This is a genomic window from Stakelama portus (assembly GCF_003171655.1).
Taxonomy (GTDB): domain Bacteria; phylum Pseudomonadota; class Alphaproteobacteria; order Sphingomonadales; family Sphingomonadaceae; genus Sphingomonas; species Sphingomonas portus.
Map to the genome: position 1 here is coordinate 195,660 of NZ_QFZL01000003.1, position 18,189 is coordinate 213,848.

General features: G+C 65.0%; 21 protein-coding genes. 6 read left to right on the forward strand and 15 right to left on the reverse strand.

The window, feature by feature from the left end:
• Positions 1-142: 142 nt before the first annotated feature.
• The 4 genes from feoB to DKB74_RS09430 all read right to left on the reverse strand — a co-directional run bounded on the left by feoB (position 143) and on the right by DKB74_RS09430 (position 3,913).
• Positions 143-1,993 carry a ferrous iron transporter B gene (gene feoB / locus DKB74_RS09415; protein ID WP_109807894.1) on the reverse strand — a complete coding sequence of 617 codons (1,851 nt, stop codon included), beginning with the start codon at positions 1,991-1,993 and terminating at the stop codon, positions 143-145.
• Positions 1,994-2,000: 7 nt separating this feature from the next.
• Complete coding sequence (locus DKB74_RS09420; protein WP_109807895.1) at positions 2,001-2,270, reverse strand: FeoA family protein; 270 nt, start codon at positions 2,268-2,270, stop codon at positions 2,001-2,003.
• A 74-nt stretch (positions 2,271-2,344) separates the two neighbouring features.
• A complete protein-coding gene (locus DKB74_RS09425; RefSeq protein ID WP_109807896.1) occupies positions 2,345-3,007 on the reverse strand; it encodes a COQ9 family protein in 663 nt (220 codons plus the stop codon).
• Positions 3,008-3,010: 3 nt separating this feature from the next.
• Positions 3,011-3,913 carry a DMT family transporter gene (locus DKB74_RS09430; RefSeq protein WP_239987452.1) on the reverse strand — a complete coding sequence of 301 codons (903 nt, stop codon included), beginning with the start codon at positions 3,911-3,913 and terminating at the stop codon, positions 3,011-3,013.
• A gap of 116 nt (positions 3,914-4,029) precedes the next feature.
• On the opposite strand from DKB74_RS09430, the gene DKB74_RS09435 reads away from it, so the two are divergent.
• Positions 4,030-5,112: an alkene reductase gene (locus tag DKB74_RS09435; RefSeq protein WP_109807898.1), complete on the forward strand. Its 1,083-nt coding sequence runs from the start codon at positions 4,030-4,032 to the stop codon at positions 5,110-5,112.
• On the opposite strand, the gene DKB74_RS09440 is transcribed toward DKB74_RS09435, so the two are convergent.
• The 8 genes from DKB74_RS09440 to gltX all read right to left on the reverse strand — a co-directional run bounded on the left by DKB74_RS09440 (position 5,082) and on the right by gltX (position 11,284).
• Positions 5,082-5,591 carry a hypothetical protein gene (locus DKB74_RS09440; RefSeq protein ID WP_109807899.1) on the reverse strand — a complete coding sequence of 170 codons (510 nt, stop codon included), beginning with the start codon at positions 5,589-5,591 and terminating at the stop codon, positions 5,082-5,084. The genes DKB74_RS09435 and DKB74_RS09440 overlap by 31 nt on opposite strands.
• Positions 5,591-6,013 (reverse strand): 6,7-dimethyl-8-ribityllumazine synthase, encoded by a 423-nt coding sequence (gene ribH, locus DKB74_RS09445; protein WP_109807900.1) that lies wholly within the window; start codon positions 6,011-6,013, stop codon positions 5,591-5,593. The genes DKB74_RS09440 and ribH overlap by 1 nt, the downstream gene beginning before the upstream one ends.
• A 4-nt stretch (positions 6,014-6,017) precedes the next feature.
• Positions 6,018-7,151 (reverse strand): 3,4-dihydroxy-2-butanone-4-phosphate synthase, encoded by a 1,134-nt coding sequence (ribB, locus tag DKB74_RS09450; RefSeq protein WP_109807901.1) that lies wholly within the window; start codon positions 7,149-7,151, stop codon positions 6,018-6,020.
• Positions 7,138-7,746, reverse strand: a complete 609-nt coding sequence (locus tag DKB74_RS09455) for a riboflavin synthase (RefSeq protein ID WP_109807902.1) — start codon at positions 7,744-7,746, stop codon at positions 7,138-7,140. The genes ribB and DKB74_RS09455 overlap by 14 nt, the downstream gene beginning before the upstream one ends.
• An 8-nt stretch (positions 7,747-7,754) precedes the next feature.
• Entirely contained in the window at positions 7,755-8,729 is a 975-nt protein-coding gene (gene ribD / locus DKB74_RS09460; protein ID WP_275658166.1) for a bifunctional diaminohydroxyphosphoribosylaminopyrimidine deaminase/5-amino-6-(5-phosphoribosylamino)uracil reductase RibD, read from the reverse strand.
• The gene (locus DKB74_RS09465) at positions 8,717-9,064 is read right to left on the reverse strand and encodes a hypothetical protein (protein WP_109807903.1); all 348 of its coding nucleotides are present in this window, start codon (positions 9,062-9,064) and stop codon (positions 8,717-8,719) included. The genes ribD and DKB74_RS09465 overlap by 13 nt, the downstream gene beginning before the upstream one ends.
• 75 nt (positions 9,065-9,139) lie before the next feature.
• Complete coding sequence (locus DKB74_RS09470; protein ID WP_109807904.1) at positions 9,140-9,826, reverse strand: energy transducer TonB; 687 nt, start codon at positions 9,824-9,826, stop codon at positions 9,140-9,142.
• A gap of 126 nt (positions 9,827-9,952) precedes the next feature.
• The gene (gene gltX / locus DKB74_RS09475) at positions 9,953-11,284 is read right to left on the reverse strand and encodes a glutamate--tRNA ligase (protein WP_109807905.1); all 1,332 of its coding nucleotides are present in this window, start codon (positions 11,282-11,284) and stop codon (positions 9,953-9,955) included.
• Between the two features lie 103 nt (positions 11,285-11,387).
• Between gltX and DKB74_RS09480 the strand changes: the two genes are divergently transcribed.
• Positions 11,388-12,323, forward strand: coding sequence for a ribose-phosphate pyrophosphokinase (locus DKB74_RS09480; protein WP_109807906.1), 936 nt, complete (start codon positions 11,388-11,390; stop codon positions 12,321-12,323).
• A 15-nt stretch (positions 12,324-12,338) separates the two neighbouring features.
• Here the strand turns inward: DKB74_RS09480 and DKB74_RS09485 are convergent, their stop codons facing one another.
• Entirely contained in the window at positions 12,339-13,085 is a 747-nt protein-coding gene (locus DKB74_RS09485; protein ID WP_109808256.1) for a sulfite exporter TauE/SafE family protein, read from the reverse strand.
• A gap of 4 nt (positions 13,086-13,089) precedes the next feature.
• On the reverse strand, positions 13,090-13,602 hold the full coding sequence (locus tag DKB74_RS09490) for a sterol desaturase family protein (RefSeq protein WP_109807907.1): 513 nt from the start codon (positions 13,600-13,602) through the stop codon (positions 13,090-13,092).
• Positions 13,603-13,731: 129 nt separating this feature from the next.
• Between DKB74_RS09490 and sucC the strand changes: the two genes are divergently transcribed.
• From sucC to DKB74_RS09510, 4 genes are all read left to right on the forward strand, one after another.
• Positions 13,732-14,931, forward strand: a complete 1,200-nt coding sequence (sucC, locus tag DKB74_RS09495; RefSeq protein ID WP_109807908.1) for an ADP-forming succinate--CoA ligase subunit beta — start codon at positions 13,732-13,734, stop codon at positions 14,929-14,931.
• A gap of 54 nt (positions 14,932-14,985) precedes the next feature.
• Positions 14,986-15,732, forward strand: a complete 747-nt coding sequence (locus tag DKB74_RS09500; protein WP_109807909.1) for an electron transfer flavoprotein subunit beta/FixA family protein — start codon at positions 14,986-14,988, stop codon at positions 15,730-15,732.
• Positions 15,733-15,838: 106 nt separating this feature from the next.
• The gene (locus DKB74_RS09505) at positions 15,839-16,768 is read left to right on the forward strand and encodes an electron transfer flavoprotein subunit alpha/FixB family protein (protein WP_109807910.1); all 930 of its coding nucleotides are present in this window, start codon (positions 15,839-15,841) and stop codon (positions 16,766-16,768) included.
• 9 nt (positions 16,769-16,777) lie between these two features.
• Complete coding sequence (locus DKB74_RS09510; protein ID WP_239987453.1) at positions 16,778-17,434, forward strand: phytanoyl-CoA dioxygenase family protein; 657 nt, start codon at positions 16,778-16,780, stop codon at positions 17,432-17,434.
• Here DKB74_RS09510 and DKB74_RS09515 read toward each other — a convergent pair.
• Positions 17,423-18,097: an SEL1-like repeat protein gene (locus DKB74_RS09515; RefSeq protein WP_109807911.1), complete on the reverse strand. Its 675-nt coding sequence runs from the start codon at positions 18,095-18,097 to the stop codon at positions 17,423-17,425. The two genes, DKB74_RS09510 and DKB74_RS09515, sit on opposite strands and share 12 nt — an antisense overlap.
• Positions 18,098-18,189: the final 92 nt, after the last annotated feature.

The window sequence follows — 18,189 nt, forward strand, 5'->3', positions numbered from 1 at the left end:
AACGACGCCGTCGAGGTTTGAGGCAAAATGGCTCAGCGCAAGGAGGCAGGGCGCAGGAATATGGCGATATTTCAAGGTCTGCCGACGCAGCGCCGGGCCATTTTGGTCAAATCCCTTCGGGACGCCGGAATGGGTTCACGACCTAAAGCCCGATCGCCACGGCGCTCCAATAGGTGATTCCCGCGGCGATATAGGCAAGCGCGAACAGATAGCCGACCATGAACGCCGGCCATTTCCAGCCATTGGTCTCGCGCCGGGTGATCGCGATGGTCGAAATGCACTGCGGCGCGAACACGAACCACATCAGGAACGCCAGCGCGGTCGGCAGGCTCCAGCGCGTCCTGAGATTGTCGCGCAATGCCGTTTCGCCCGCGCCGCTTTCGCTGTCGTCGATCGCATAGACGGTCGCGATCGACGATACCGCCACTTCGCGCGCGGCCATGGCGGGCAACAGCGCCAGCGAAATGTCGCGGTTGAAGCCGATCGGCGCGACCAGCACTTCGATACCCGCGCCGATCCGGCCCGCAATCGACTGTTCGATCTGGCTCTGTCCTTCCGGCGCGCGCGGAAACGTCAGCAGCGCCCACAGGATGATGGTGGTGACCAGAATGATCGTGCCCGCGCGTTTCAGAAAGATCATCGCGCGCTGCCACAGGCCCAGCAACACGTCGCCCAGCCGCGGCCATTGATATTTGGGCATTTCCATCATGAAGCCGGAAGACGCGCCCTTCGCCACCGTCCGGCGCAGCACCAGCGCCGCGATCAGCGCGCCGATGATCCCGGCGACATACAGGCCGAACATCACCAGCCCCTGCAGCCCCAGCCCGGGAAGGATCGCCGTATTGGGAATGAACGCAGCGATGATCACCGTATAGACCGGCAGCCGCGCCGAACAGGTCATCAGCGGCGCGATCAGGATCGTCGCCAGCCGTTCCTTCTCATCGCTGATCGTGCGCGTCGCCATGATGCCGGGCACTGCGCAGGCGAAGGAAGACAACAGCGGAATGAAGGCGCGACCCGAAAGCCCCACGCTCGCCATCAACCGGTCCATCAGGAACGCGGCACGGACCATATAGCCCGTGGCTTCCAGGATCAGGATGAAGGTGAAGAGGATCAGGATCTGCGGCAGGAACACCACCACCGATCCGACACCGGCAATCACGCCATCGACGATCGCCGAACGGATCAGCCCGTCGGGCAACGCGCCGCCGACGATATCGCCCAGCGCACCGATTCCCGCTTCGATCGCGTCGGCGGGAATGGTGGACCAGGTGAACACCGCCTGGAACATCACCAGCATCAGCGCGGTAAAGATCGCCATGCCCGCAACCGGATGCAGCACGACCGAATCAATGCGGTGCGTCCAGCGCCGCGTCGCGGTTTCGGAAAGCGTCGCCGCCGTCGCGATCTGGCGCGCGCGGCGTTGCAGCGCGACGATATCATGCTCGACCTGGTGAGCGCCCGGCGCTTCGGCTGCGCGCGACGCCGCTTCGCCGATCCGGGCGCGCAGGTCTTCAAGGCCCCGGCGGCGCACCGCGACGGTAGCGACCACCGGCACGCCCAGTTCGCGTTCGATCACTGCCGGATCGAGCGTCAGCCCGTCGCGTTCGGCCAGATCGACCATGTTCAGCGCGATCACCACCGGCAATCCCAACGCGATCAGCTGCAGTGCGAATCGCAGGTGATTGTCGAGATTGGCGGCATCGACCACGATCAGGATCGCATCGGGACGCCGCTCGCCCGCCTGATTGCCGAGCAGGACGTCGCGCGTCACTTTTTCATCAAGGCTCGAGGGATCGAGGCTGTAGGCACCGGGCAAGTCGACCAGTTCGATCGGTCGCCCATCGGCAAGCGTCATGCGACCGGCGTGCCGTTCGACGGTAACGCCGGGATAATTGCCGACTTTCTGGCGCGCGCCGGTCAGCGCATTGAACAGGGCGCTCTTGCCGGCATTGGGATTGCCGGCGACGGCCACCAGCGGTGTATGATTCATCTTGGTATCAGCCGCCCTGTTCCACGCGGATCGCGCCCGCGACATGGCGCCGCAGCGCCACCGTCATCCGGCCGATCCGGCACGCCACCGGCCCGCCGAGCATGCCCGGCCCCCGGGTCAGCGCGACCTCGACGCCTTCGTCGAGACCCAGTTCGCGCAGCCGCCGCGCCTCGGGCGGAGAAAGCAGCGCCCAGTCCACTTCGGCAACGCGCGCGGGAAGGTTGCGTGGCAGGTCGAGCAGACGGAGCGGAACGGTGATGTCAGGTACGGTCGCCATTATCGCGATTGATTATCAATAACGACGGAGCATTTCCAGTGATTCTTGACGGCGCGATCGGGAAAGCGCGCCGATCATACCGCCGGATAGCGCAGCCGCCCGATGAATCGCGACAGGCTGGGGCGATATTGGGTGGAGCCCAGCCATTTCGCCTTGGTCTTTTCGAACTGCATCACATTATCGATTCGCCGCGACAGGAATGCGCGCGTTTCCGCCCAATCGTCGCTTTCATCGTCGACAAAGACAATCGCAGTGGCGGCATAGATGCCCGCGAGCAGCGCGCGCTTCGAATAATGATTATAATCGGTCGCGCTATCGCCGGCGAGCCGCCACATCCGGTCTGCGGTCCGCCAGCCGAGCCGGGCGGCACGGCGCAGATTCTGCGGCATTGCCAGGATCGCCTGTGCGCGGCGCAATGCCTCGCGCTTGCCCGACAACAGCTCCAGACGCGCTTCGACCAGCGCCGCGATGCGCTGGCGAATCTTCATATTGTCGAGCGCGCCACCGTCGAATCGCTGCGCCATGGCGTCGTCGATGCTTGCGAACCAGGCGTCGATCATGTCGGGCGCGCCGCCGGGATAGACCAGCATCGCGACATCGGCATCGACTCCGTTCGCCAAAGCGGCCATCGCCACGGCCTGGGCGTTCCACCCGTCGAATGCGGCATTGGCCGCGACATCGTCGGCCAGCGCCAGCCGCAATTCGTCGAGCGTCGCATCGGATAGGTCACGCGACATCGGTCAGTCTCCTTCGCGACTCGATCTAATGGCATCGCGCTCGCGTGCAAGCGCCGCGGGCGGCGGACCGCGCCGCACCAGCACCAGCGCGACCGCGACAAGCAGCGCGCCGATCCAGTCGGCGCCGGTCAGCCGCTCGTCATAGACGATCCATCCGGTAATTCCCGCGACGATCGGCTGGAGCAGCAGGGCAAGGCCGATCAGGATCGGCGGCAGATGCCCCAGCGCATAGCTCATACACCCCTGGCCCAGCAGCTGGCTCGACAGCGTCAGGATCAAAAGCGGCACCCAGTTGCCCGGCACCACCCGCTCGCCCAGCGCCAGCGAGAGCAGCAGCAGGGGAAGCAGCGTCGCAAGCGAGAAGAGCGCGAGCGCGGGCGCGGTGGCGACGCGCTGTCGCGCCCGCGCCATGCAGATGAAATAGACCGCATAGAGCATGCCCGCGAACAGACAGAACAGGTCGCCCGCCAGGTTGCGCGCCGAAAGCTCCGCCGAACGTCCCATCAGCAATGCCGCGCCGCCGGTCGCCAGCAACAGCGCCACGGCCTGCCATCGCGTCGGCCACATCCGCGCGATCAGAAATCCATAGATCGGATAGATGAACGTCGCCGAATTGCCGAACAAAGTCGCATTGGCGAGCGTGGTGCGCGTGATTCCGGTGTGCCAGCTCGCCAGGTCGCCGGCAAAGGCCAATCCGCCCAGCACGACCAGCCACCCGATCCCGCGCAATTCGCGAATCGGGTTCGACCCCATCGCGAGCGCGACCATGAACAGCACCGGCACCGCCATCGCCATCCGCCAGAACGCGGCGGCCACCGGCCCGACATCGGACATCCGCACCAGCAACGGCCCGAATGCGAGCGCGACATTGGCGAGGATGATCGCCGCGACCGGACCCGCACTCACGGTGCCGCCCGGCCGCTCGCTTGGGCCCCGGCTAGATTTTCTACTGTCTCCCGTGTCGTGCATGCCGCCCCATAACGTCCTATCTTGCGCGCGTCGCCACAATGTGAGGAACGTGAATGCCCAGCCTGTTCGACCCGATCCGATACGGCGCAATCGAAGCGCCCAACCGCATCGTCATGGCCCCGCTGACGCGCGGGCGCAGCACGCAGGATCATGTCCCCACTGCGATCATGGCCGATTATTATGCGCAGCGCGCGAGTGCCGGGCTGATCATTACCGAAGCCACGGGGATCAGCCGCGAAGCACTGGGCTGGCCCAATGCGCCGGGCCTGTGGAGCGAAGAACAGGTGGCGGCATGGAAGCCCGTGCTCGATGCCGTTCACCGGGCCGGCGGGCGGATCGTCGCCCAGCTCTGGCATATGGGGCGCCTCAGCCCGCCCGATGTCACTGGCATGCAGCCGATTTCCGCTTCGGCAACGCTCGCGCCGCCGCGTCCGGGCGGCAGCGGTCGCAACCCCTATGTCGAGGCGCGGCCCGCGACCAGAGACGATATCGCACGCGTGCTCGACGATTTCTCCACCGCCACCCGCAACGCGATGGCCGCCGGGTTCGACGGCGTTCAGCTCCATGGCGCCAATGGCTATCTGATCGACCAGTTTCTGCGCGATGGCACCAATTTCCGCGACGACGATTATGGCGGCTCGCCCGAAAACCGCATCCGCCTGCTCGTCGAAGTGACGCAACGCCTGATCGGCGAGGCCGGAGCCGACCGGGTCGGCGTACGGCTGTCGCCCAATGGCGAATCGCAAGGGTGCGACGATAGCGACCCCGAATCGGTGTTCGTGCCGGCCGCCGCGGCACTGGCGGAACTTGGCATAGGCTCCCTCGAATTGCGCGAAGTCGGCGCCGACGGCAGTTTCGGCAGAACCGACGTGCCCAAACTGTCGCCTGAGATCCGCAAGGTTTTCCCGGGCCCGCTGATCCTAAATCAGGATTATTCGCTCGAAACCGCGCAGGCCGATCTCGATTCGGGCGTGGCGGACGCGATTTCGTTCGGGCGGAAATTCATCGCCAATCCGGACCTGCCCGAACGGCTGCGCATCGGCGCCGGGCTCAACACGCTGGATGCCGATACGCTCTACACCCCCGGGCCGGCGGGCTATAGCGACTATCCGTCGCTGGCGTCGGCCGATTCCTGAGCGATCCCGTCGATCACACCCGCCATTCCGGCACGGATGCGGTCGCGAATCGGCGCATTCGCGACCGCGAAACCGAGTATGAGGAACAGCCAGGGCTGAAACAGGCAGACGATGATCACGACCGCCGCCGCGACGACCATCAGCGCGGCAACCGGCTGGACGGCCTCGGCGGCATTGCGGCGTAGCGTCACCGTACGCGGCCCCTTGCCGTCCCACCAGCCGGCGGTGCGCAACAGCATGCGGCCTTCGGCATCCTGCCCCAGCGGCGAAAGCCGCGAACTGCGCGTGCGCGGCGCTTTCCATGCCGCGTCCTGCCGTCGTGGCGCGGCGTCGCGCGGGCGACGCTCTTCGCCCAGATCCCTGGGTATCGGCGATCGTGGCGAGGCGGGAGGGCGCCCGTGGTTCCAGGTATCGACGACTTCCAGCCGCCGGTTGCGCTCGATCACGCGATAGCGCGAAGGCGGCGCTTCAACCGCCATCAGCCGGCGAATCGATCCCGCAGCGCAAGCATCGCCAGCGCCGCGTTCACCGCTTCGCCGCCCTTGTCCTTCTGCGCCGGATCGGCACGGACCAGCGCCTGCTCCTCATTTTCGACTGTCAGAATGCCGTTGCCGATCGGAATCCCGTCCATCGTCAGCGCCATCAGGCCGCGCGCGCTTTCGTTCGAGACGATTTCGAAATGATAGGTTTCGCCCCGAATGACGATGCCCAGCGCGACGAACGCGTCATAGCGTCCGGTTTCGGCCGCCATTGCAATCGCGCCGGGCACTTCGAGCGCGCCGGGAACCGTGATCGTTTCGAACTGATGCCCCGCCGCCGCGACTGCGTCGCGCGCACCCTTGAGCAACAGATCGTTGAGATGGCCATAGAATCGCGATTCGACGATCAATATCCGCGCCATGACCTTACTCCGCCGTGATCGGGCGTTCGCCGACGATCGACAGCCCATAGCCGTCGAGCCCGACCAGCGTGTGATGCGAATTGGTCAGCAGTTCCATTTCGCCCACGCCCAGCTCGGCCAGGATCATTGCGCCAACGCCATAATCGCGCAACTCGTTCATGTCGCTTTCCTGCAACGTCCCGGCGCGCGCCTGCAGCGCGATGGTGAAGGCATCGGCGCGGCGCTTGTTGATCACCACGATCACGCCCGCGCCTTCCTTGCCGATGATCTTCATCGATTGCTGGAGCAGATGGCCGCGCGGCCCGGCTTCGCCAAACAGATCGGTGAAGGGCGAGGTTGCGTGCATCCGCACCAAAGTCGGCTTGTCGGGGTCGATGCGGCCTTTCACCAGCACCAGCTGTTCGGTGCCGGTCGCCTTGTTCCAGAAGGTCATCGCCGTCCAGTCGCCGCCCCATTGGCTGGTGAAGCGCGCCTCGGCCCGTTTTTCGACAAGATGGTCGTGGCGCAGGCGATAGGCGATCAGGTCGCGAATCGTACCGATCTTCAGATTGTGATGCTGCGCAAACGGCATCAGATCGTCGAGGCGCGCCATGGTGCCGTCCTCGTTCATGATCTCGCAGATCACGCCCGCCGGGGTCAGCCCCGCCAGCCGCGCGACATCGACTGCCGCTTCGGTGTGCCCGGCGCGGACCAGCACGCCGCCGTCGCGCGCGACGAGCGGAAAGACATGGCCCGGCGACACAATGTCCTGCGCGCCCTTGCTCGCGTCGATCGCGACCGAAATAGTGCGCGCCCGGTCCGCCGCCGAAATGCCGGTGGTGACGCCCTCGCGCGCTTCGATCGATACCGTGAAGGCGGTTTCGTGCCGCGTCCCGTTCGAACGCGTCATCAGATCGAGCCCCAGCGTCTCGACACGCGATTTGGTCATCGCAAGGCAGATCAGCCCGCGGCCATGTTTCGCCATGAAGTTGATCGCATCGGGCGTCGCCATCTGCGCCGGGATCACCAGATCGCCTTCATTCTCGCGATCTTCATCGTCGATCAGAATGAACATGCGGCCGTTGCGCGCTTCGTCGATCAGCTCTTCGGGGCTGGAAAGAAATCCGTGGCGCAGATGCGCGAGTTCAGCCTTGGGCACGATAGGTCTCCATGCGCTTGAGATAGCGGGCAAGCACGTCGATCTCCAGATTGACGAGCTGGCCCACGTCGAGCGCACCCAATGTGGTTACAGTGAAAGTGTGCGGAATGATGTTGAGGTCGAAATCGGTCGTTTCATCGTGATCGCGAACATCGTTTACGGTCAGCGACACGCCATCCACCGTGATCGACCCCTTGGGTGCCAGAAACGGCGCGATCTCGCGCGGTGCCGATATGGTCAGCCGATGCGACGCGCCATCGGCGACGATGTCGACCACTTCGCCGATACCGTCGACATGGCCGGTGACGATATGCCCGCCCAGCTCGTCGCCGACCTTCATCGCGCGCTCCAGGTTGAGCCGGCGCCCGGCGACCCACATGCCCGAAGCGGTGCGCGCTATGCTTTCGCCCGAAACATCGACGGCGAACCAGCCTTCGCCCTTGTCGACGACGGTAAGGCACACGCCCGAACAGGCGATCGAGGCGCCCATCGCGATGTCGCCGGTCGGATAGGAAGTGGCGATGCGGATGTGCAGATCGCCACGGTTTTCGACCGTTTCGATGGTGCCGATATCGGTGATGATGCCTGTGAACATAAATCCTCTCAGGCGCGCAGGTAGTCTTCCATCCGGTCGATGCCAAGCATGCGCGTGTCGGCAAGCCGGTATTTGCCATGCGCGTCGGCCAGCGAATCGAGCCCGATATCGCCCAGCGAGGCCCGGCCCGCACCGATCAGGATCGGCGCGCGATAGAGGAGCAGCCGGTCGACCAGATCCGCCGCCAGGAACGCCGCCGCCGCCGCCGCACCGCCCTCGACGAAAAGATGATCGACCTGATCCAGCGCGGCAATCTCCGCCGGGGCATGGACCGCATCCCAGCCCGCCGGCGCCGCGCCATGCGTCAGCACGATGCGCCTTGGCGCGCGCGATTCGAGGCCGGGCAGCCGCACGTCGAGCCGCGGCGAATCGGCTTCGAATGTGCCGCGCCCGACCAGAATCGCGTCGTGCCGCGCGCGTTCCAGATGGACATGCGCACGCGCCTGCGGCCCGGTGATCCACCGGCTCTCGCCCGACGCCATCGCGATCTGTCCGTCGAGCGAAGTGGCGAGCTTGAGCGTGACGAACGGGCGCCCCAGCGCGCGGCGGGTGAGGAACCCCGCCATCGCCCTGCGCGCTTCCTCGCCCAGAATATCGGTTTCGACGACGATCCCCGCATCGCCAAGCCGCGCCGCACCCTGCCCGTCGGTGCGCGGATCGGGATCGCCGGTCGCATAGACGACACGCGCCACCGCCGCCGCCGCAAGCAGGTCCGCACAGGCCGGTCCGCGTGGCGATCGGTGCGCACAGGGTTCGAGCGTGACATAGGCCGTCGCGCCCCGCGCCGCCGCGCCCGCCTGGTCCAGCGCGACCGCTTCGGCATGCGGCCGTCCGCCCGGCTGAGTCCAGCCGCGCCCGACCACCCGGCCCTGCTGCACGATCACGCATCCGACATTGGGATTGGGCGCGGTTTGCCCGCGCGTGCGCTGCGACAGCGCAATTGCCGCCGCCATCCAGCGCCGGTCGTCGCTCAGAAGCCCCATTCGCTCATGCTATTGTCGAGCCGCTGGAACTCGGCCTGCCGTTTGGCGCGTTTTTCCTCGAGCGCGGCTTCGGCGACGCGCCGTTTTTCGGCGTCGATCTTCTGCTGGGCGATGATCTCGGCGTCGGACCGGTTGAGCGGCCAGCTTTCGACATAGATGATGTCGCGTTCGTACGGCGTCTTGAAGCTCGAATCCATCCAGAAGGCGAACAGGATATAGCCGGTGATCGCGGCCGCCAGCGCGGCAAAGACCAGCTTGTGGCGCCGCTGCCCGCCCAGAAACGCGCGCAGATCGCGCACCGCCCGGACCGGCGAAAAGAGTTTCAGGAGGTTCATCAGCCCCGCTAGATAGGCGCGCGCGGGGCTCAGGGCCAGCCCCGCGCGCAGCCGCCTCCCCCCAAGGGAGGTGGCTCAGTGTTCGATGGTGAAGCGGACGGTCATCGTCTTCCAGCTTTCCTGGGGCACATCGCCGCGCGTCGCCGGTTTGAACCGCCAGCGGGTCAGCGCCTGGCGCCGGGTCGCTTCGTAAAAGGCGTCATTGTCGCCGCGCACCTTCTGCACCTGCTTCACGCGGCCGTCGGTGCCGATCTGAACACGCACCACGACCACCCCTTCGGCGCCGCGACGGCGCTCGACTGCGGGATAATCGGGCTGAAGATAGCGGGCATAGCGCGGATCGACCTGCGCATCGACCAGCGGCAAGGGGGTGGGCGTCGGAGTCGCGGTACCTGCCCCGCCGCCCGAAGGAATGCCGATATTGTCGATCGGCCCGATCGGCGGAAGGTCCGGCGGAAGCAGTGTCGTTCCTTCGATCGGATTGGTCGTTTCGGTGGGAACGATCGGATCGGGCGTGACGATTTCGCGCTGCACCGGCTGTTCGGTCACCGTTTCCGGTTTCGGTTTGGTTTCCGCGATCGGATCCGGCGGCGGAGGCGGCTCGGGAATAGCGATCAGCTTGAAGTCCTTGATGGATTCGGTGATGCCCAATTTGGGCGCCGCATAGATGATCCCCAATATCATCGCGCCATTGATCAGCAGGGCGGCGGAAAAGCTCGCCGCGCGCGAGCCGGGGGAAATTCGGGAACGACCAGCATACATGATCAGGCCTCCTTCTCCACGACCGGGCTGTTACCCGGACAAGAGGCGATGATACATCATAACAACATGCTGTAAAGCGTGATGTTATTTTATCACATGTCGCTAAGTCGATGAAATGATCGGCAATCAGCCGCCGCGCAACCGCGCGATCGCCCGCTCGCGTCCGATCAGCGGCAGCAGCGCGGCCATTTCCGGACCGTGATCGCGCCCGGTCAGCGCCTGGCGCAGCGGCAGGAACAATGGCTTGCCCTTGCGCCCGGTCTGCGCCTTCAGCGCACCGGTCAGCGCCGCCCAGGGCGCATCGTTCCAGTCGATCGTTTCGGCAATCCGGGCCGCGTCGGTCAGAAATGCGCGATCGTCGCCGGAAAAATCGGGGGCCGCCACCGGCCCTTCGATCACCTGCCACCAATCCGCCGCTTCGGAAACGCGCGTCAGATTGGGACGCACCGCTTCCCATGCGTGGGCGTCCATACCGGCGGGAATGCGCCCGGCGACCTGCGCGGGTTCGAGCTGGTGGACGATCCGCGCATTGAGCGCCGCCAGTTCGGCTTCGTCGAACCGCGCCGGCGCACGGCCGAAGCGGGAAAAATCGAAGCTTTCGATCAGCGGCGCGGGATCGGCAAAGGGTTCGACCGGATCGGACGTGCCCAGCCGCGCAAGCAGCGCGATCAGCGCCTGCGGCTCGATCCCTTCCTCCCGGAAATGCGCGACGCCCAGCGAACCCAGCCGCTTCGACAGCTTGCCTTCGCTGCCGGTCAGCAGCGCGGCATGGGCAAAGCGCGGCGGCGCGGCGCCCAGCGCCTCGAACATCTGGATCTGTGCGGCGGTGTTCGACACATGGTCTTCGCCGCGCACGACATCGGTAATCGCCATGTCGATATCGTCGATCACCGAGGGGAGCAGATAGAGCCAGCTGCCATCGCCACGCCGGATCACCGGGTCGCTCAGCGCCGCCGGATCGAATTTCTGCGGCCCGCGCACGCGATCGTCCCACAGGATCGGCGCGTCGTGATCGAGCCTGAACCGCCAGTGCGGCGTGCGCCCCTCCGCCGCATAGGCAGCGCGCTGTTCCTCGGTCAGGCGCAGCGCCGCGCGATCATAGACCGGCGGCAGTCCCCGCCCGAGCAGGATCTTGCGTCGCAGATCGAGTTCGTCGGGCGTTTCATAGGCGGGATAGACCCGGCCGGCCGCGACCAGCTCGGCAAAGCGTGCTTCATAGCGATCGAACCGGTCGGACTGGCGCGCCTCGCCATCGGGCACGATCCCCATCCAGGCGAGGTCGGCGCGCGCCGCATCGACATAGTCCTCGCGCGACCGTTCGGCGTCGGTATCGTCGATGCGCAGCAGGAATTTTCCCCCCTGCGCGCGCGCGAACAGCCAGTTGTGCAGCGCGGTGCGCAAATTGCCGACATGCAGAAGTCCGGTCGGGCTGGGCGCAAAGCGGGTTGTGACGGTCATCGGCTCGCTCTATGCGGCCCGCAACGAGGCGGCAATGCCTCTTTGCTCAACACGCTTTCCGGCGATATTGTCGGGCAGCCCCAGGCCGATACGGAACCCGCGCATGAAACTGATCGCCGGCAATTCGAACCTTCCGCTGGCTCAGGCTGTTTCGAGCTACCTCGAAATTCCGCTGACCGAGGCCAATGTCCGCCGCTTCGCCGATGAGGAAATCTTTGTCGAGATCCTCGAAAATGTCCGTGGCGAGGACGTGTTCGTGGTCCAGTCGACCAGCTATCCGGCGAACGACAATCTGATGGAGCTGCTGATCATGGTCGATGCGCTCAAACGCGCTTCGGCCCGTCGCATCACTGCGGTGCTCCCCTATTTCGGCTATGCCCGCCAGGACCGCAAACCCGGCCCGCGCACGCCGATCTCTGCCAAGCTGGTCGCCAATCTGGTCACGACCGCAGGTGCCGACCGCGTCCTGTCGGTCGATCTGCACGCCGGGCAGATCCAGGGCTTTTTCGACATTCCCACCGATAACCTGTTCGCCGCGCCGGTGATGTCGGCCGACGTCAAGTCGCGCTATATGGGCAAGGACTGGATGGTCGTGTCGCCCGATGTCGGCGGCGTGGTGCGCGCCCGCGCGCTCGCCAAGCGACTCGACAACGCGCCGCTCGCCATTGTCGACAAACGGCGTGAGCGCGCCGGCGAATCCGAAGTGATGAACATCATCGGCGACCCTTCGGGCCGCTTCTGCATCCTGATCGACGATATCGTCGATTCGGCGGGCACGCTGTGCAACGCCGCCGCCGCGCTGAAGGCGGCGGGCGCCGAAGATGTCGTCGCTTATTGTACGCATGGCGTGCTTTCGGGCGGCGCCGTCGCCCGTGTCGAAGCATCGGTGCTCAACGAACTGATCATCACCGATTCGATCGGCAACCACGAAATCGTCAAGGATTGCCAGCACATCCGCCATTTGACGATCGCGCCGCTGATCGCCGAAGCGATCCGCCGCATCGCCGATGAATCGAGCGTGTCGAGCCTGTTCGACTGATCGCCGCCGGAAGCGTCAGAAAAGCCCGTCCCAGACCAGCTTCACGCCGACCGCGATCATCAGGATATAGATAGCGGTATAGAAGCGTTCGGCCGGCACCCGGCGCACCAGCCACACGCCCGCCATGGTCGACAGGATCGCGACCGGCATCAGCATCGCCGATATGGTAAGGTTCGCGCGGGTAAATTCGCCCAGCGCGGCATAGGCGGGCACCTTCATCCAGTTGGTGGCGGCAAAGAAGATCGCAGTCGTTCCCACCAGCACGTCGCGCGACAGCTTGCGCGGCAGCACCCATAGCTGAAAGGGCGGCCCGCCGGCATGCGCGACCTGGCTGGTAAAGCCCGCCGCGACGCCGTGCAGCGTCCCCACCCATCCCGGCGAGCGCGACTCGGCCAGCACCCCGCGCCGCTCGACCCATAGCCGATAGGCACCGAACAGGATCGAGATCGCACCGACCAGCGCCAGCACCGTTTCGGGCGAAACCGATGCGGCGAAATAATAGCCGAGCGCGATGCCCAGCGCCGCGCCCGGCAATGTCCATCCGATGACATGCCAGTCGACGGTCCGCCGGAATGCCCAGACGCCGACCACATCCTGCACGATCAATATCGGAAGCAGGATCGCGGCGGCGCGCACCGGGTCGAGCACCAGCGCGACCATCGGCATCGACAAGGCGCCCATGCCCGCAAATCCGCCCTTGGACAGGCCCAGCAGGATCACCGCCGGAACCGCCACTGCCCAAAAGACCGGATCGGCGATCACGCAGTCAAAGGCCCGATTCGCCACCCATCGGCGCGCGCACCCCGGCATTGCCGCGCGCATTGAGCTGCGCCTTCAGCACTTCGGGCTTCGGCGCCCAGAGGAAACCGAAGCTCACCGTGCCGTGCTTGGTTTCGACCACATGGTGCAGCCGATGCGCCTGGATGATCCGCTTCATATAGCGTGACCGCGGGACATAACGGTGCCCCACCCGGCGATGGACGATGACGTCGTGAAATCCGAAATAGATCGCCCCATAAGCGGCGATTCCCGCGCCGATCCAGGTACAGCCCGGCCACCAGCCGAGCTGCACGCCGCCGAGCAGCAGCACGAACGACGGCACAGCAAATATCGCAGCATAGAAATCGTTGAGTTCGAACCAGCCGCTGCGCGGGCGATGATGGCTGGCGTGCAGGAACCATCCCGGCCCGTGCATGACCCAGCGATGCGCCGCATAGGCGACGATTTCCATCACCGCGACCGTGGCGACGAACAACAATATTCCGGAAAACAGGTCCATGACGATTGCCCATAGCCGTAGCGGCAGCGCGATGCGAGTGGTTGACGAGTCTGCGAAGGGGTGGATTCGCGCTCTGTGCTGTGCTTAAGGCACGCTCGAAATCTCACCAACAGGCAAGGCGGGCTGCGCATGAACATCCACGAATATCAGGCCAAGGAACTGCTTGCGAAGTTCGGCGTCCCCGTGCCGGCCGGCTATGCGGCGATGAGCGCCGAAGAAGCCGTCGCGGCGATGAAGAAGCTGCCCGGACCGCTTTATGTCGTGAAGGCGCAGATCCACGCCGGTGGCCGCGGCAAGGGCAAGTTCAAGGAACTGCCGCCCGAAGCCAAGGGCGGTGTCCGCCTCGCCAAGACCGAACAGGAAGTGCGCGAAGCCGCGAACGAAATGCTCGGCAACACGCTCGTCACGGTCCAGACCGGCGAAGCGGGCAAGCAGGTTCAGCGCCTCTACATCACCGATGGCGTCGACATCGAAAAGGAATTCTACCTCGCGCTGCTGGTGAACCGCGCGACGGGCCGCATTTCCTTCGTCGCTTCGACCGAAGGCGGCATGGACATCGAAACCGTGGCGCATGACAGCCCGGAAAAGATCCATACGATCGACGTCGATCCCGCGACCGGCTTCATGCCGCATCATGGCCGTTCGGTCGCCGCCGCGCTCGAGCTGGAAGGTGATCTCGCCAAACAGGCGGCAAAGGTCGCCAGCACGCTCTATGCCGCGTTCCTCGGCACTGATGCCGCACAGATCGAAATCAACCCGCTCGCCGTCACCGGCGACAAGCAGCTGATGGTGCTCGACGCCAAGGTCGGCTTCGATTCGAACGCGATGTTCCGGCACAAGGATCTGGCCGAACTGCGCGACCTGACCGAAGAAGACCCGATGGAGATCGAGGCGTCGAAATACGACCTCGCCTATATCAAGCTCGACGGCGACATCGGCTGCATGGTCAACGGCGCCGGCCTGGCCATGGCGACGATGGACATCATCAAGCTCAACGGCATGTTCCCCGCCAACTTCCTCGACGTCGGCGGCGGCGCCAACACCGAAAAGGTGACGGCGGCGTTCAAGATCATCCTCAGCGACCCGGCGGTGAAGGGCATTCTCGTCAACATCTTCGGCGGCATCATGAAGTGCGACGTCATTGCCGAAGGCATCGTCGCGGCGGCCAAGGAAGTGAACCTTTCGGTGCCGCTCGTCGTTCGTCTCGAGGGAACCAATGTTCAGCAGGGCAAGGACATTCTTGCCAATTCCGGCCTTCCGATCGTGCCGGCGAACGACCTGGGCGACGCCGCCCAGAAGATCGTTGCCGAAGTGAAGAAGGCCGCCTGACCCGGGACGCCGCGCATAGCGGCAACCGGCGACCGAAAAACGGGAAGGAAGCAAATGAAGGTACTCGTACCGGTCAAGCGCGTGCTTGATTACAACGTGAAACCCCGCGTGAAGGCGGACGGCAGCGGCGTCGACCTTGCCAACGTCAAGATGTCGATGAACCCGTTCGACGAAATCGCCGTCGAAGAGGCGATTCGCCTGAAGGAAGCGGGCAAGGTTACCGAGATCGTCGCGGTGTCGATCGGCGAAGCCAAGGCGCAGGAAACGCTGCGCACCGCGCTCGCCATGGGCGCCGACCGGGCGATCCTGGTCACTGCCGAGGAAAAGGTCGAGCCGCTCGGCGTTGCCAAGATTCTCGCCAAGATCGTCGAAGAGGAATCGCCCGAAATGGTGATCCTGGGCAAACAGGCGATCGACGATGACAACAACCAGACCGGCCAGATGCTCGCCGCACTGCTCGGCTGGGGTCAGGGCACGTTCGCCAGCAAGGTCGAAATCGCCGACAGCACCGCCAAGGTGACGCGCGAAGTCGATGGCGGGCTCGAAACCGTCAGCCTCAAGCTGCCGGCGATCGTCACCACCGACCTTCGCTTGAACGAGCCGCGCTATGCCTCGCTGCCCAACATCATGAAGGCGAAGAGCAAGCCGCTCGCGAACAAGACGCCTGCCGATTACGGCGTCGATGTCGCGCCGCGGCTCACCACGCTCAAGGTCACCGAGCCGCCCAAGCGCCAGGCCGGCATCAAGGTGCCCGATGTCGACACGCTCGTCGCCAAGCTCAAGGAAATGGGCGTCGCCTGATTTGTGATCCCCTCTCCGTTCGTGTCGAGCGCAGTCGAGACACGCTTGCACGAACGGTTCTCGACTTCGCCCGAAACGAACGGGTGAGGCTGAAAGGAATAGAGACATGAAGACTCTGGTTTGGGTCGAACACGACAATGCGTCGGTCAAGGACGCGACGCTCGCCGCCGTCACCGCAGCTTCGAAGCTGGGTGAAGTGCACCTTCTGGTCGCCGGTTCGGGCTGCGCCACCGTTGCCGATGCCGCCGCGAAGATTGCGGGCGTGGGCAAGGTCCACCTCGCCGACGATACGGTCTATGAACACGCGCTCGCCGAAAATGTCGCGCCGCTGATCGCATCGCTGATGGCCGATCACGACGCGTTCGTGACGCCGGCGACGACGACCGGCAAGAATATCGCGCCGCGCGTCGCCGCGCTGCTCGATGTCATGCAGATCAGCGACATCCTGTCGGTCGAAAGCGACGATACGTTCACGCGCCCCATCTATGCCGGCAACGCGATCGCCACCGTCCAGTCGAAGGACGCGAAAAAGGTGATCACGGTACGCGGCACTGCGTTCGAAAAGGCCGCTCCCGAAGGCGGTTCGGGCACGGTCGAATCGGTTTCGAGCGAAGGCGACAAGGGGCTTTCGACCTTTGTCGGCGCCGAAATCGCCAAGAGCGAGCGCCCCGAACTGACCAGCGCCAAGATCGTCGTGTCGGGCGGTCGCGCGCTGCAGAATGGCGAGAATTTCAAGGAAATCATCGAACCGCTCGCCGACAAGCTCGGCGCTGCGGTCGGCGCATCACGCGCCGCGGTCGATGCGGGCTATGTTCCCAACGACTATCAGGTCGGCCAGACCGGCAAGATCGTCGCCCCGGAAGTCTATATCGCGATCGGCATTTCGGGCGCGATCCAGCACCTTGCCGGCATGAAGGATTCCAAGACGATCGTCGCGATCAACAAGGACGAAGACGCGCCGATCTTCCAGGTCGCCGACCTGGGCCTCGTCGCCGACCTGTTCAAGGCAGTGCCGGAGATGACCGAAAAGCTCTGAGCTTCACCCGTGAATCTCGACGAACATGGGGCGGCGCACCTTCCCGGTGCGGCCGCCCCATTTCTTGATGCGCTCGACGCGATGGCTGCGGCGCTGCCCCAATCGCGCGCCGGGGTTCGCCTGACCGGCGTGCCGCAACTTGGCCCGCTGCTCGCCGCCAATGCGCTGGGTCGCCACGCAGCCACCCTGCTTGGCCCGTCATCGCGTCCGGTGCGTGCGGTGCTGTTCGACAAGAGCCCCGAAACCAACTGGGCATTGGGCTGGCATCAGGACCGCACGATCGCGGTACAGGCGCGCGCCGACATGCCCGGCTTTGGCCCCTGGACCGCCAAGGCGGGAATGATCCACGTGGAACCACCCTTCGCGCTGATCGAAGCGATGGTGACGGTCCGGATTCACCTCGATCCGGTTGGCCCCCAAAATGCGCCGCTGCTGATTGCCCCGGGATCCCACGCGATGGGAAAGCTGCGCGACGATGCCATAGCGCCTGCCGTCTCGCGCTGCGGCAGCCATGCCTGTCTGGCCGGGCGCGGCGATATCTGGCTGTATCGCACGCCGATCGTCCACGCCTCGGCCCGCGCCGAAAACCCGACCCGGCGGCGCGTGCTTCAGGTTGATTATTCGGCCGACAATCTGCCGCCTCCGCTGGCGTGGTCAGGGGTATAGGGGAGCTTCGTGCTCCGGCGTCGCCGGTACGACCAACCCTGCCTTACGGTCATCCGCGCCCAGGACCATCCGCAATCCCTCGCAAATCTTGGTCGGGCCGAATTTTCCACGCAGCATCAAGGCACCCAATGTGCCTGTCGCGGCAGGATGACCATGATCGCGGGCATAATCCAGCAACGGGCGCACGGCGCGGCAATCCGCCCGCGACAGCGACCGCTCCAGCCGCATCATCGCGAGCCGATAATGCGCCGGAGCAAAGCCGGCGCCGACGCAATCTTCCAGCGTCTTTTCAGCCAGAACAGGATGCCCTGCCTGATTCAGCAGATTGGAATAGGCCAGCATCGCGACCCACGATCCCGCCCGCGCGCTTCGGAAATAATGATCGATCGCAACGTCGCGATCGGCTTCCACCAAAGTACCGGTCCAGTAATGCCAGCCGATGGTTTCCAGCGCGAACGGCGACTCCATCGCAGCCGCACATTGCATCAGCGCGAAGCTTTGGTGCGGCTCCTTCAGACGCAACGCGTCCGATTCGGTCAACAAAGCCCATGTTTCGTCGGTTTCGGCGCCAAGCCAACCGCCGCGCTCAGCATAAGCCTGCTCCCAGCGACGTATTTCCTCCCATCGCGACGCGCAGATTTCGTCGCGATCGAGACCCAGCATCCCGGCCAATCGAGAGCAGAAGCGACAGGTGATCTCCATCCCCCAGCATGTTGCGAGCCGGGATCATAAGGCGAATCTGTCGATGTAGCCAA